The organism is Mesorhizobium sp. ORM8.1, assembly GCF_053005525.2.
Genome location: NZ_CM132600.1, coordinates 6,226,457 through 6,239,947, shown reverse-complemented (window position 1 = coordinate 6,239,947; position 13,491 = coordinate 6,226,457). Strand labels below are relative to the sequence as shown.

11 protein-coding genes are annotated in these 13,491 nt (G+C 62.5%); 4 read left to right on the top strand and 7 right to left on the bottom strand.

Annotated features, from left to right (window positions below):
- Positions 1-135 precede the first annotated feature (135 nt).
- Positions 136-912, top strand: a complete 777-nt coding sequence (locus ACVDG8_RS31095; RefSeq protein WP_447251878.1) for a VOC family protein — start codon at positions 136-138, stop codon at positions 910-912.
- A 118-nt stretch (positions 913-1,030) separates the two neighbouring features.
- Here the strand turns inward: ACVDG8_RS31095 and ACVDG8_RS31090 are convergent, their stop codons facing one another.
- Positions 1,031-1,519 carry a hypothetical protein gene (locus tag ACVDG8_RS31090; protein ID WP_447251877.1) on the bottom strand — a complete coding sequence of 163 codons (489 nt, stop codon included), beginning with the start codon at positions 1,517-1,519 and terminating at the stop codon, positions 1,031-1,033.
- A gap of 210 nt (positions 1,520-1,729) precedes the next feature.
- Here ACVDG8_RS31090 and ACVDG8_RS31085 point away from each other — a divergent pair, with 210 nt between their 5' ends.
- Entirely contained in the window at positions 1,730-2,119 is a 390-nt protein-coding gene (locus ACVDG8_RS31085; protein ID WP_447251876.1) for a DoxX family protein, read from the top strand.
- 22 nt (positions 2,120-2,141) lie between these two features.
- On the opposite strand, the gene ACVDG8_RS31080 is transcribed toward ACVDG8_RS31085, so the two are convergent.
- Positions 2,142-4,568 carry a GcvT family protein gene (locus tag ACVDG8_RS31080; protein WP_447251875.1) on the bottom strand — a complete coding sequence of 809 codons (2,427 nt, stop codon included), beginning with the start codon at positions 4,566-4,568 and terminating at the stop codon, positions 2,142-2,144.
- Positions 4,569-4,632: 64 nt separating this feature from the next.
- A complete protein-coding gene (locus tag ACVDG8_RS31075; protein ID WP_447251874.1) occupies positions 4,633-6,171 on the bottom strand; it encodes a trimethylamine methyltransferase family protein in 1,539 nt (512 codons plus the stop codon).
- On the opposite strand from ACVDG8_RS31075, the gene ACVDG8_RS31070 reads away from it, so the two are divergent.
- Both ACVDG8_RS31070 and ACVDG8_RS31065 read left to right on the top strand, forming a co-directional pair.
- Positions 6,170-6,391 carry a hypothetical protein gene (locus tag ACVDG8_RS31070; protein ID WP_447251873.1) on the top strand — a complete coding sequence of 74 codons (222 nt, stop codon included), beginning with the start codon at positions 6,170-6,172 and terminating at the stop codon, positions 6,389-6,391. The two genes, ACVDG8_RS31075 and ACVDG8_RS31070, sit on opposite strands and share 2 nt — an antisense overlap.
- Complete coding sequence (locus ACVDG8_RS31065; RefSeq protein ID WP_447251872.1) at positions 6,384-6,974, top strand: transglycosylase SLT domain-containing protein; 591 nt, start codon at positions 6,384-6,386, stop codon at positions 6,972-6,974. Before ACVDG8_RS31070 ends, ACVDG8_RS31065 begins: the two co-directional genes overlap by 8 nt.
- Before the next feature lie 25 nt (positions 6,975-6,999).
- Here ACVDG8_RS31065 and ACVDG8_RS31060 read toward each other — a convergent pair whose 3' ends face one another.
- The 4 genes from ACVDG8_RS31060 to ACVDG8_RS31045 form a co-directional block, all read right to left on the bottom strand.
- Complete coding sequence (locus tag ACVDG8_RS31060) at positions 7,000-9,330, bottom strand: dipeptide ABC transporter ATP-binding protein (RefSeq protein ID WP_455707365.1); 2,331 nt, start codon at positions 9,328-9,330, stop codon at positions 7,000-7,002.
- 52 nt (positions 9,331-9,382) lie between these two features.
- A complete protein-coding gene (locus ACVDG8_RS31055; protein WP_447251870.1) occupies positions 9,383-10,540 on the bottom strand; it encodes an ABC transporter permease in 1,158 nt (385 codons plus the stop codon).
- 12 nt (positions 10,541-10,552) lie between these two features.
- The gene (locus ACVDG8_RS31050; protein WP_447251869.1) at positions 10,553-11,587 is read right to left on the bottom strand and encodes an ABC transporter permease; all 1,035 of its coding nucleotides are present in this window, start codon (positions 11,585-11,587) and stop codon (positions 10,553-10,555) included.
- A gap of 148 nt (positions 11,588-11,735) precedes the next feature.
- Positions 11,736-13,394, bottom strand: coding sequence for an ABC transporter substrate-binding protein (locus ACVDG8_RS31045; RefSeq protein ID WP_447251868.1), 1,659 nt, complete (start codon positions 13,392-13,394; stop codon positions 11,736-11,738).
- Positions 13,395-13,491: the final 97 nt, after the last annotated feature.

The following is a 13,491-nucleotide window of genomic DNA, read 5'->3' as shown; positions in this document are numbered from 1 at the left end:
GAAAACCGTGAGGCACGCAAGGCTAAGCGCCTTGCCGTCTTCGATTTCTGGCACAGATGTCGGATTTCTGTCGCCAGAGTCGTCCTAGGATGGATCGAACCGCGATCGCTGCCTGAACCGGTTAGGAGACCGACCATGCCGAAGTCCCAAACACCCTTCTTCTGGTACGAACTGATGACCACCGACCTCGACGCCGCCGAGGCCTTTTACACCGCCGTCGTCGGCTGGAAGGCCGAGCCTTTCGACAAGGCGCCAGGCATGCCCCGCTACATCGTCGTGAATTCAAGCGTGCGCGGCGTCGGCGGCCTGATGACGATGCCGCAAGACGCCGCCAAGATGGGCATGCCGCCAGCCTGGATCGGCTACATCTATTCCCGGGATGTCGACGCCTCGACCGAGGCCGTGAAGAAGGCGGGCGGCGTTGTCCATCGCGCCCCGGACGACATCCCCGGCGTCGGCCGCTTCGCCGTCGTCGCCGACCCTCAAGGGGCAACCTTCATGTTCCTGAAGCCGCACCAGCCCGACCAGCCACCTGTGCCGGCAACGACGCTCGGCCATGTCGGCTGGCACGAGCTCTACACGACCGATTGGAAAACCTCCTTCGACTTCTATTCCAGCCAGTTCGGCTGGACCAGCGCCGGCCAGTTCGACATGGGCGAGATGGGCATCTACCAGACCTTCTCGGCGGGGCCTGACTCCGGCGGCGGCATCATGAACAAGCCGCCGCAGATCCCGGTTCCGTTCTGGCAATTCTATTTCAATGTCGATGCCATCGACGCCGCCGCCAAACGCGTCACCGACAATGGCGGCAAGGTCATCATGGGTCCGATGGACGTGCCGAGCGGCCAGTGGATCATCCAGTGCCAGGACCCCCAAGGCGCGCATTTCGCTCTGATCGCGCCCGCGCGGTAGAAGCCAGTCTCGCCCTCGTGGGTTTCCACGGGGAGTTGCCGGTCCACCTTCCGCAGGTGCTGCGGAGGGTGGCAGGACAGAACAGAGGCGCTGTCCCGCCGACTTCACATCCTTGGCCTCACTCCGGCGCCAGGACCGCAACCTTGAGCTCGGCCGTCTTGGCGCCGCTGACCTGGATGATTGCGGCGCCGGCGGCGAGCTTGAAGCGCACGCTCTTACGAATGCCCGGGCAGGTCTTCACGCCGCTGAAAGCCGCCGACTTCGTGGCATGGCCGTCCTGGATGACGTCGATCCAGGCGTCGCCTGACAGGCTGATCTGGAGCTCGCCTTCCGGCGGCACAGTCACGTTCGCCGTCGCGCCGAACGTGCCGGCAGCCGGGGCGTGCTCGGGCGGCACGGCGAAGCTGATCGTGTCGACCGGCGCAAGTTTCAGATCCGCGGCTGCGCCAATCGCAACCGAGGCGCCGGGCTGCGCGGCGGGCGCTGCCGCAAACAAGGACTGCTCGCGCGCCACCGGCCATTTGAAGGCGGCACAGCCGGCATCGTCAGCCATGGCGAAGCCGGTGCCTGCAAGGATCGCGAAGAGGCTGATGACGATTTTTTTCATGACGAAGGGAATCCACATGGTTGGAGCATCCAGATATCACTACAACCATAGCGATACGAATGCAACTATGGCGAGAACGAAAATAATACAAGCATCGAAATGGGGAACCCTTTTCCATCACCGATTGTTGATGGCAGGCCATGGGAAGTGAATGGTCCGTCGCCGGGCGATAATCTATGGCCGGGCGCACGGTTGGAAAATGGAGTTTAGATGAAGCTTTTCGAAAGCCTTGCGCAATATCGGCCGCAGGCCTTGGGCATATTGCGCATCATGACCGCGTTGCAATTCGTCGAACACGGCTCGCAAAAGCTGTTCAACTTCCCGGTCAGCGCCCAGCCGCACGCCCTAACCGGGCTGACGACGGCTGCCGGCATTCTCGAATTCGCAGGCGGCATCCTTTTGGCGCTTGGCCTGTTCACTCGGCCCGTCGCATTCCTGCTCGCCGGCGAAATGGCGATCGCCTATTTCATGGCGCACTTCCCGCGCGATTTCTTCCCGGTCAACAATGGCGGCGACCTGGCAATCTCCTTCTGCTTCATCTTCCTCTATCTGGTCTTCGCCGGTTCCGGCGCCTTCGCGCTCGACAACCGCAGCAGTTAAGCTTCCGACGGATGCGCCTGGATCAGCCGCGCATCCGTTCGAAATTGGCATCGAACAGCGGCGCCGGTTGAATTCGCGCTACGTGCCGCCTGCCGAGGATCTCGATCTCGAAACCGTCCACTCCGTCGGCGATCTCCTTCGGCACATAGCCGAGCGCGACCGATTTCTTGGCATTGTGCGCATAGCCGCCGGACGTCACCCAGCCGCGCACGACGCCGTCATGCCAGATCGCCTCGTCGCCGATGACATCGGCATCCGTCGCATCGACAATGAAGGCGCGCAGCCGGAGCTTGCCGCCTTGCTTGCGCTCGGCGAGCGCTGCCTCCTTGCCGATGAAGTCAGCTTCCTTACCGTAAGCGACGAAACGGTCGAGCCCGGCTTCCAGCGGCCCATAGATCGGCCGGTATTCGCGCGCCCATGAGCCGTAATTCTTCTCGAGCCTGAGCGCATTGAGCGCCCGTGAGCCGAACAGGCCTATGCCGAATTCCTCGCCCGCCGCCAGCAGCGCCTGGTAAGCGGCGCGCTGGTATTCCGGCGCCACCCAGATCTCATAGCCGAGATCGCCGGTGTAGCTGACGCGGCCGACCAGGCACGGCGCCATGCCGATATCCATCCTGGCCACGGCCATGAACGGGAATGGGTCGTTGGAGACGTCGGCGCGGGTCACCTTGGCCAGCACCGCCCTCGCCTTCGGTCCCGCGATGGCGAGACCGGTGAGCTTCTGCCCAAAGGCCTCGATGCGCACCGAACCGTCCTTGGGCATATGCGCCTCGAACCAGCGCATATGGAATTGCTCGGCGATGCCGGAGCCGGCGATGAACCATTCGCTGCCGTCGATATTGGCGAGCGTGAAATCGCCGATCAGCTTGCCGTCCTCCTTCAGCATCGGCGCCAGCGTCATACGGCCTGGCCTTGGCAGCTTGCAGGCAAATATGCGGTCGAGCCAGGCGGCGGCGGCTGCGCCGGTCACCGTGTATTTGGCGAAGTTCGAGATCTCCGACAGGCCGATACCGTTGCGGACCGCCGAAACCTCCTTGCCGACATGGTCGAAGTCGGTCGAGCGCCGCCACGAGAACTCGTCCTTGACGCCGTCCGGCGCATACCAGAGCGGCACTTCCAGCCCGAAGGACACGCCCCATTGCGCGCCTTTGGCGGACAGCGTGTCGTAGACCGGCGTCGTCTTGAGCGGACGCCCGGCCGGCAGCTCCTCATTGGGGAAGCGGATCGAGAAGCGCCTCGAATAGTTCTCGCGCACTTTGGCGTTGGTGTAGGCCGTCGTCGCCCAGTCGCCATAGCGCGCCACGTCCATGGCCCAGATGTCGGCGCCCGGATCGCCTTCGATCATCCAGTTGGAGAGCGCGAGGCCAACGCCGCCGCCTTGCGAAAAACCCGCCATGACGCCGCAGGCGACCCAGAAGCCCGGAAGGCCGCGCACCGGGCCGACCAGCGGATTGCCGTCGGGCGCGAAGGTGAACGGGCCATTGATGATCTGCTTGATGCCGGTGTTCTGGAAGGCGGGGAAATGGCGGAAGCCGACTTCCAGCGACGGCGCGATACGATCGATATCCGGCTCCAGCAGCTCGTGACCGAAATTCCATGGCGTGGAAAATTCGGACCAGACCTTGTTGGCCTTCTCGTAGGTCCCCATCAGCATGCCGCCGCGCTCCTGGCGCAGATACAGTTCGCCGTCGAAGTCGACCGCGTGGATGATCTCGGTGCCGGTCTTGGCGTTCCAGTCGGCGACCTCCGGCATGTCCTCGGTGATCAGGTACATGTGCTCCATGGCCAGCACCGGCAGTTCCAGCCCAACCATGCGGCCGACCTCGCGCGCCCAGAGCCCGCCGGCATTGACGACATGCTCGGTCACGACCTCGCCCTTGTTGGTGATGACGCGCCACAGCCCATCGGGACGGCGCACGATGTCCTCGACCTTGGTGAAGCGCTCGACTTCCGCGCCGAGTTTTCGCGCCGCCTTGGCGTAGGCATGCGTGACGCCAGACGGATCGAGATGGCCGTCCTCCTTGTTGCGGACAGCACCGACGAATTGTTTCGGATCGATAAGCGGCATCAGCTCGGCCGCCTCTTTGGCCGAGATCACTTCGAGGTCGATGCCGAGATAGCGGCCCTTCGAGACGACGCCACGCAGCCAGTCGAGCCGCGCCTCGGTCGCCGCCAAAAGCACGCCACCGGTCAGATGCACGCCGGTCGCCTGTCCCGAAAGCTCCTCGATCTCCTTGTAGAGCGAGATCGTGTATTTCTGCAGCTTGGCGACGTTGGGGTCACCATTGATGGTGTGCATGCCGCCGGCTGCATGCCAGGTCGAACCGGAGGTCAGTTCATCGCGCTCCAGCAGCACGACGTCGGTCCAGCCATGGCGCGCCAGATGGAACAGCACCGAGCAGCCGACGACACCGCCACCGATAACCACGACCTTTGCATGCGATTTCATGAGGTTTTTCTCGTTAATTCAGTGCGTTGGGACACTAAGCCGAATCAAGACAGGAAGCTGCTCCTCACGGCTCGCCCTGCCCGATCGCTTCCTTGCGCCGCGCCATATAGGCCTCCAGCGCCTCGCGCACAGCAGGGTCCATGGCGGGCTGCACATATTCGTCCAGCGCCTTCTTCCACAGCCGCGTCGCCCGCGCCGTCGTGTCGAGCCCGCCCGCCTCCTGCCACGCCTCGTAATTCTGCCAGTTGGACAGCATCGGCTGATAGAAGGCGGTGGCATAGCGCTCCAGCGTATGCGGCTCGCCGAAGAAGTGGCCGCCGGTCGGCACCGCGCCCAGTGCCTCGACGGCGAGTTCCGCCTCGTCGACCACGATCGGGCGCAGGAATTCCATCATGTGCTGGATCATCTCGACATCGATAATGAGCTTCTCGAACGAGGCTGTCAGCCCGCCTTCCTGCCAGCCGGCGGCGTGGTAGATGAGATTGCCGTGGCCGAGCACCGCGCCCCACAGCGCCATCAGCGTCTCATAAGCACCTTGCGCGTCGGCGGCGTTGGAGGCCGAGCCGGGCGTCGTGCGATACGGCAAGCTATAGCGCCGCGCCAATTGACCGGAAGCGATGTTGGCCTTGGTATTCTCCGGCGTGCCGAAGGCCGGCGCGCCCGACTTCATGTCGACATTGGAGGTGAAGGCGCCATACATCACCGGCGCGCCTGGGCGCACCAGCTGCGTCAGCACCACGCCGAACAGCGCTTCGGCATTCTGCTGCGCCAAGGCGCCCGCAAGCGTCACCGGGCTCATCGCGCCCATCAGGGTGAACGGCGTCACCGCCACCGACTGGCCGTATTCGGCCATGGTCATCAGCCCTTCGGCCATCATCTCGTCGAAGCGGCGTGGCGAGTTGACCGAAATGATGGTGGCGATGCCTGGGTCGTCGCGCATCTCGTCCAGCGTCAGCCCGCGCGCGATCGCCATCATCTCGATGCCGTCGAGCGCCCTGCCCCTGCCGATCGCCGAGACATGGAAGCTTTTGTCGGTCAGCGTCAGATTGGTGAAATAGGTGTCCATATGCCTTGTGTTCGCCGGCAGCTCGATCGGCGCGCAGACCTGGTTGCCCAGCATGTGGATGCAGTTGAAATGCTGCGCCAGCCGGGTCAGATCGGAATAGTCCGCGAGGTTGCCAGCGCGGCGGCCGCGCTCCATGTCGTGGACGTTGGGCGGCCCGGCGACAAGCGTGAAATTGATCGTGTTGCCGCCGAGATGGATGGCATTGGCCGGATTGCGTGGCGTCAGCTGGTAGCTCGACTTCGTGGTCCTCAGCGCTTCGGCGACCAGCCCCCGGTCGATGCGCACATTCGCCGTTGCATGATCGACCTTGGCGCCCGCCTTCTCGAACAGCGACAGCGCCCGCGGGCTCATCACCTCGATGCCGAAATTCTCCAGGATATGCATCGAGGCCTGATGGATGGCTTCGATCTGGTCGGCCGACAGCAGCGCCATCGGTGGGTAAGGATTTTCCACACGCCGCAGCGGCAATTGTGGAATAGCGGCTGGCCCCCGGTTGCTGGTCCGCTCGGCGCCGCGCTTGCGTCTTGGCTCGTTCATGCGTGCATCAGAACGCCCGCAGGCCAGGACGGCTGTCAGAATTCCGTCGTTTGCCGGCGCGATTTTAGCCAAGGCGGCATTTTTTGAAATCGATAACGATAAAAGCGACAGGCAAGGTCGAAATATCGATATCGGCCTGCCCGGCTTACGAGAAACCCTCGTTAAGGAACGCTGCAAGACTCCTTTTATGATTTCGGCCTATTCGTCTTTCCATGCGTAGGTCGAGTTTTAGTAAAAGTGTAGCTGTCACGATGCTGCTGGCGCTGTCCGCCTGCGCGACGGCGCCGAGCCACATCAACAATGTCTGCGCCGTCTTCGATCAGAATGACGGCTGGTTCGACAACTGGCAGTCGGCCGCCGAACGCTCGTCACAGAAATACGGCATCCCGGTTCCCGTGCTGATGGCGACGGTGCGCAAGGAGTCCGGCTTCAAGAGCAACGCCCGGCCGCCACGCACCAAACTGCTCGGCTTCATCCCGTGGACGCATGTCTCGTCGGCCACCGGCTTCTCGCAGGCGCTCGACGGCACCTGGTCGCAATATCAGAACGAGACCGGCAACTGGGCGGCGCGACGGACCAAGTTTGCCGACGCCGTCGACTTTGTCGGCTGGTATCATTCCAAGACCGCCGACACTTTCGGCGTCGCCCGCAACGACACCTACAATCTCTATCTGGCCTATTATCTCGGCTGGACCGCTTATGGCCGTGGCAATCGCGGCGACGCCGGCGTGCAGGGCTACGCCAGAGCCACCGACAAGATGGCGCGCGATTATGACGCGCAGCTGCGGCAATGTGGCTCCTGATACCTGCCTAGAGCAACGCTCCAGGTTAGTGCCGCCTGGTCGTGTCTTTCGGCTTCGAAACGCCGGTTTCGGAAACCTCGTCTCGGACTTCGTGGCGACGGGCTCGCATGCCAGCCTCGCCCTGCTCCACGGCATCTCCGATCTGGTCGGCTTGCGCGCTGCCCGTTTTGCCACGCGGACGGTTGGGCGCCGTTCCAGCCAGACCCGGCCCGGTGCCGTGCGCATCATCCGGCACGCCCTCATGCGCGGCGTGCTCCTTGTCGAACTTGATCACCGGCTCCATCGTCGCCAGCACGTCGTCCGACAGCCAGCACAGGCTCATATGACCTTCGCCGAGGTTCTTCACCGGCGGCACTTTGGTCTCGCACAGATTGTCCGGCACCAGCTTCTTGTAGCCGCAGCGCGTCTGGAACGGGCAGCCGGAAGGCGGGTTCATCGCCGAAGGGATATCGCCTTCCAGCACGATGTGCTTCTTGACCACGCTGGTGTCGGCAATCGGGATCGCCGACAGCAAGGCTTCGGTATACGGGTGATAGGGCGGCGCGAAGATCTGGTCGGTCGTGCCCTGCTCCACGATATAACCGAGATACATGACGACGACGCGGTCAGCGATGTAGCGCACAACGGACAGATCGTGGCTGATGAACAGCATCGTCGTCTTGTTCTTGCGCTGGATGTCCATCAACAGCTCGGTCACCGCCGCCTGCACCGAGACGTCGAGCGCCGAGACCGGCTCGTCGGCCACCACCACCTTGGCGTCGCCGGCGAAGGCGCGCGCCACGCCGATGCGTTGCTTTTGGCCGCCGGAGAGCTGGCGCGGTTTGCGGGTCTCGAAGGCGCGCGGCAACTTCACCAGGTCGAGCAGTTCCAGCATGCGCTTGCGGCGCTCGGCGACATTGTTGCCGACATGGAATTTTTCCAGCGTGCGGATGATCTGCGAGCCAACGGAGTGGCTGGGATTTAGCGTGTCGAACGGGTTCTGGAACACCATCTGGATCGATGACACCGTATCGACGCCGCGCTTCTCGATGCCGGTCGACTGAATCTCCTTGTTGCCGAGCGTCACGGTGCCGGAGCTTGCCGTCTCCAGCCCGAGCAGAACCTTGGCCAGCGTCGACTTTCCACAGCCGGACTCGCCGACAATGGCGACGGTCTCGGATTCGCGCGCCATGAACGAGATGGTCTCGTTGGCCTTGACGACGCGGCCCTCGCTGGAGCCAAAGACTTCGCTGCCGCCAACCCGGTAGTATTTTCTCAAATCCTCGATCTTGAGCACGGGCGCGCCCGGCACGACCTTTTCATTGACCTTCTTGGCGCCGGGCGGCAGCGCTTCCCAGTCGATTTCGTTGAAGCGCACGCAGCGCGAGAAATGGCCTTCATGGCCGGCGACCTCGATCATCGGAATTTCTGCGGCGTTGCAAACGCCCTCGACGAAATGGTGGCAGCGCGGGCCGAAATTGCAGCCTTTGGGTCGCTCATGCGGCAGCGGCAATTGCCCCGGAATGGCAATCAGCGGCCGCGAATTCTTGTCGGCGCCGGGCAGCGGGATCGAACGGAACAGCCCTTGCGTGTAGGGATGGCGCATGCGGTCGAAGACGTCCTTGATCTTGCCGGTCTCCACCGCTTCACCCGAATACATCACCGTGATGCGATCGCAGGTCTCGAGGATGAGCCCCAGATTGTGCGACACGAAGATCATAGAGGTGCCGAACTTCTCGCCCAGACCCTTGACCAGTTCGACGATGCCCGCCTCCACCGTCACGTCGAGCGCCGTCGTCGGCTCGTCGAGCAGCAGCAGCGCCGGCTTCGACAGCAGCGCCATGGCAATGACGATGCGCTGCTGCTGGCCGCCGGAGAGCTGGTGCGGATAGGAGCGCATCATGCGCTCGGGGTCGGGCAGCCTGACCGAACGGACCATTTCGACCGCGCGTTTATAAGCCTCTTGCTTCGACACCTTGTCGTGGATCAGCGGCACTTCCATCAGCTGCTGGCCGATCTTCATCGCCGGATTGAGGCTGGCCATCGGCTCCTGATAGATCATCGCGATCTTGTTGCCGCGGATAGCGCGCAGCTCCTCGTCGGAGAGCTCGCCCATGTCCTTGCCCTGGAACTTGATCTTGCCGCCGACGATCTTCCCGATATTGGAAAGGTCGCGCATGATGCCGAGCGACACGGTTGACTTGCCGCAGCCGGATTCGCCGACGATGCCCATCGCCTCGCCGGGCATGACCGTGCAGGAAAAATCCATGACGGCCGGTATCTCGCCCTTGCGGGTGAAGAAGGAGATCGACAGGTTCTCGATCTCGATGATCGGCTCGTTGGTCGACTTGGTGGGATTTCGAACTGCCTCGTTCATGGGTCGCTCCAATCCTTGTTCTTCCGGGCAAGTAGGGTCGAGGACCCCGCCATCAATCCTTCATCGATTGCTCGCGCAGGGAATCGGCGAGCAGATTGAGCCCCAGCACGAAGCTCATCAGTGCGATCGTCGGTGGCAGAGCCGGGTGGATGAAGGAGCGCAGCAAGCGGCTTGCATCCTTGATCGCCGTGCCCCAGTCCGGACTCTCCGGTGCGAGACCCAGGCCGAAGTAGCCGAGCGTGCCGAGCAGGATCGTGGTGTAACCGATGCGCAGGCAGGCATCGACGATCAGCGGTCCGCGTGCATTGGGCAGGATCTCCCAGAGCATGATGTACCAGGGCGATTCACCGCGCGTCTGCGCCGCAGCGACATAGTCGCGGGTCTTGATGTCCATCACCAGGCCACGCACGATGCGGAAGACGCCGGGGCTGGAAGCAAACACCACCGCCACGAAGATGTTGAGCTGGTTGGGATCGATGTGGACGATGTGCAGCGGGTCCCTGTCGAACACCAGGCCGAGGTAGATCCAGCCGCCGATGATCAGCGTCAGGCCGAGCAGGATGTAGATCCGGTCGGGCCGGTTCTTGTAGCGTGTCCAAAACAGCACGCTGAAAAAGATGATCGGAAACAGGAAAAAGACACCGGCCAGCGCATAGGGGATCGGCGTGTCCATGATGCCTGGCGTCACCAGAAGGTAGAACAACAGGATGACCGGGAAAGCCAGCACGAGATTGGCGAGGAACGACAGCACCGTATCGATCTTGCCGCCGTAGTAGCCCGCCGGCAGGCCGAGCGTTATACCGACCATCAGCGCGAAGCCGGTCGCCGCCGGCGCGATGATCAGCACGATCTGGCTGCCAAAGACCATGCGCGAGAAGACGTCGCGTGCGAGCTTGTCGCCGCCGAACAGGTAGACGAGCCCCGATTGCGGTTCGATGGCGCCGGGCAGCGTATCCTTCATGATTGGGATCTGGCCGAGCGGATCGAAGGGCGAGATGGTCGAGGCGAAGATCGCGGTAAACAGCCAGAACAGGCAGATGAAGACACCCGCTATGCCGACGCCGCTGTCGAACAGCTGGCCATAGAGCGCCAGTTTCTTCTTGTAGATGAAGCTCGCGCCCAGGACGATGGCGAGCGCGACCCAGACCGGCCAGAAGCGCAAGAGCACTTCGAGGACAATGGTGGAGGCGCCGATATATTGAGGTTGCATGCGCCGTTCCCTCTACTGAACCCGGATGCGCGGATTGAGAAACGCGTAGCCGACATCGGAGATGAGCTGCGTGATCAGAACGATGAACACCGAGACCAGCGAGCAGCCGAGCAGAAGGTCGATGTCGTTGTTGCCGGCCGCCTCGACCAGCGTGTAGCCAAACCCCTGGTAGCGGAACATCACCTCGACGATGACGACGCCGGTGAGCAGCCACGGGAACTGCAGCATGATGACCGTGAACGGCGCGATCAGCGCGTTGCGCAACGCATGCTTGACCACCACGCTGTTGAAGGAAAGGCCCTTCAGCCGCGCGGTGCGGATATATTGCTGCGTCATCACCTCGACCATCGAGGCGCGCGTCATGCGCGCGATATAGCCGATGCCGTAGATTGCCAGCGTGATCACCGGCAGGGTGAAATTGTAGAAGGTGATGCCCTGGCTGGCGGATGCTGCCGAGCCGTTCAGCCAGCCAAGCCAGGATGCGAAGATGACGGTGAAGATGACGCCCGACACATATTCAGGCGTCGCGGTCGACGCGATCGAGGCAACGGACAATGTCCGGTCCGTGCGCGACCCTTCGCGCATGCCGGCAAGAATGCCGATGAGCAGCGAGATCGGCACCATCACCACCAGCACCCAGAACATCAGCAGTCCGGTAGCGCCGAGCGCCGGGAACAGCTTGGCCCCGACCGTCGTCTTGAATTTGGTCGAGCAGCCGAAATCACCTTCAAGCACGCCGGAGAATTTCGGCTCGACAGGATCGTTGCAGAAGGAGAAGCGTTGCGTCGTCTTGCCCGTCGCCGGATCGGTGATCGGTTGCTTCGGCAGCACGCCCAGCCATTGGCCGTAGCGCACGAAGAAGTTCTGCCGGTAGCCATGGTTGACCAGCCAGCTTTCGAGCTGGTCGGCGGGCGTGTGCATCTCGGTCTGGCTGATCGCCAGCTTCTTCAGATTGGGCTCGAGATTGACGAGGAAGAAGACGACCAGCGTCAGGCACAGCATCGTGAGCAGGATCGTGCCGATGCGTCTGGCGATGAATGAGAACATGCGTGCCCCCCTGCCGGCCGGGTTGGGGTCAGATATGGTCAACCCTATGTCGGAAACCTGATGAGGCCCCGCCACCGCTGCAGCATATGCAACGGCGACGAAGCTGCAAATACGAGGGGCTGTTGCCCCTCGTATTCATCGCGACGGATCACGCCTGATCGAGCCAGACCTTGCCGAAGTCGTGCTCGTAAGTCGGGTGCATCGAGTGGTTCTTCACCTCGGGCTTGATGTTGATGTAGAGCTTGCGCCAGTAGGGCTGGATGATGATGCCGGACTCCTGCAGCATCGTCTCGATGTCCTTCATCACAACCTTGCGCTTCTCCGCATCGGCGATGCCGAGCGCCTCGTTGACCTTCTTGTCGAAGTCCGGATTGGCATAGGCGGTCTCGTTCCAGGCTTCGCCTGTACGATAGGCGATGGCGATGACCTGGATACCCAACGGACGCATGTTCCAGTTGGTTTCCGAGAACGGATACTTCGTCCAGTCGTTCCAGAAGGTCGAGCTCGGCAGCACGGTGCGCTTGACCTTGATACCGGCCTCGCGCAGCTGGGCCGCGATCGCGTCCGTGGTGTTCTTGTGGTAGTCCTCGTCGTTGCTGATCAGCTCGTGCTCGAAATCGATCACGCCGGCTTCCGTCAGCATCTGCTTGGCCTTGGCGATGTCGCGCTTGATCTCCGGCAGCTTGACGTATTCCGGATGGATCGGCGCGACATGGTGGTTTTCGGCCGGCGTGCCGGCATTGCCGTAACCCAGCTGCAGGACGACAGAGTTGTCGACGGCCAGGCACATCGCCTGGCGCACTTTCTGGTCGCCGTAAGGCTTGGCGTTGACATTGAAGCGCGACACCACGGTTGCCGCGGTCACCACTTCCGAAGCCGGCGCGCCGACGCCTTCGATGATCTTGACGTAGTCGGCGGTCGTCTCGTGGTTGGTCTGCACTTCGCCGGACTCGAAAGCCGAGACGGTCGCTGCCGGATCGGTGCCGTAGTCGATGAACTCGACGCCGTCGAGGAACGCCTCGCCCTGCCACCACTTGCCGGTGGTGCGGCGTTTGTAGACGACCTTCTGGCCGACATCGTAGGAGACGAGCTCGAACGGACCGGTGCCGATCGGGCAGTTCTTGAAGTTCGCGCCCTTCGCGTCGAAGGTCTTGTGGACGATCAGGCCCGGATAGTCGCACAGGTTCGGGATGATGGCGATGTCGGGCTTGGTGAGCTTGAGCTTGACCGTCATGTCGTCAACCTTGACGACCGAGCCTTCGCGCAGCTTCTTGGTCTTCTCGTCGACGAGGCTGCCGAGGCGGCCCGGCATCGAGTTGCCCTCAGCGCCCTTGTCGGCCCAGCGGGTGAAATTGTAGATCACGTCGTCGGCGGTGAACTTGTCGCCATTGTTCCATTCGACGCCCGGCCGCACATGCAGCGTGTATTCGGTGGCGTCGTCATTGATGTCCCAGCTTGCCAGCAGGTACGGCGCGAAAGTGTATTCCTTGGTGTATTTCACCAGCGGCTCGAGCGCCTGGCGCTCGGCGTTGGAGATTTCCGACCAGTCGGCCGTGCGCGGGTCCTTGGGATCCTTGACCGACATCGCGACCTTGATCACGCCGCCCTTCTTGCCCTGTACGTCCTCGGCTCTGGCCGGGGTCGGAGCGGCAAGACCGAGCATGCCATAGGCCATTGCCGTCGATGCCCCAAACACGCTGGCCAAAGCCAGGAATTCGCGGCGATCCACCGTGCCCGACTTGGCTTCTTCGGCCATTGCCAGGATGTGGTCCGGAACACGGTCACCATTGCTTTTATAGATTGCCATGACTTACTCCCATTGTTGGCTTTCCGCCTTTTAACATTCCGCATCCAAACCCTGATGTCAAAGCACCACAAGGTGAGATAGGAACATGTCAGGGAAT

Bases quoted from the DNA above. Each gene is read 5' to 3' on its own strand.
- ACVDG8_RS31095 (WP_447251878.1), top strand. From the start codon at position 136: ATGCCGAAGTCCCAAACACCCTTCTTCTGGTACGAACTGATGACCACC.
- ACVDG8_RS31055 (WP_447251870.1), bottom strand. From the start codon at position 10,540: ATGCAACCTCAATATATCGGCGCCTCCACCATTGTCCTCGAAGTGCTC.
- ACVDG8_RS31065 (WP_447251872.1), top strand. From the start codon at position 6,384: ATGCGTAGGTCGAGTTTTAGTAAAAGTGTAGCTGTCACGATGCTGCTG.
- ACVDG8_RS31060 (WP_455707365.1), bottom strand. From the start codon at position 9,330: ATGAACGAGGCAGTTCGAAATCCCACCAAGTCGACCAACGAGCCGATC.
- ACVDG8_RS31050 (WP_447251869.1), bottom strand. From the start codon at position 11,587: ATGTTCTCATTCATCGCCAGACGCATCGGCACGATCCTGCTCACGATG.
- ACVDG8_RS31045 (WP_447251868.1), bottom strand. From the start codon at position 13,394: ATGGCAATCTATAAAAGCAATGGTGACCGTGTTCCGGACCACATCCTG.
- ACVDG8_RS31075 (WP_447251874.1), bottom strand. From the start codon at position 6,171: ATGAACGAGCCAAGACGCAAGCGCGGCGCCGAGCGGACCAGCAACCGG.
- ACVDG8_RS31090 (WP_447251877.1), bottom strand. From the start codon at position 1,519: ATGAAAAAAATCGTCATCAGCCTCTTCGCGATCCTTGCAGGCACCGGC.
- ACVDG8_RS31070 (WP_447251873.1), top strand. From the start codon at position 6,170: ATGCGTGCATCAGAACGCCCGCAGGCCAGGACGGCTGTCAGAATTCCG.
- ACVDG8_RS31085 (WP_447251876.1), top strand. From the start codon at position 1,730: ATGAAGCTTTTCGAAAGCCTTGCGCAATATCGGCCGCAGGCCTTGGGC.
- ACVDG8_RS31080 (WP_447251875.1), bottom strand. From the start codon at position 4,568: ATGAAATCGCATGCAAAGGTCGTGGTTATCGGTGGCGGTGTCGTCGGC.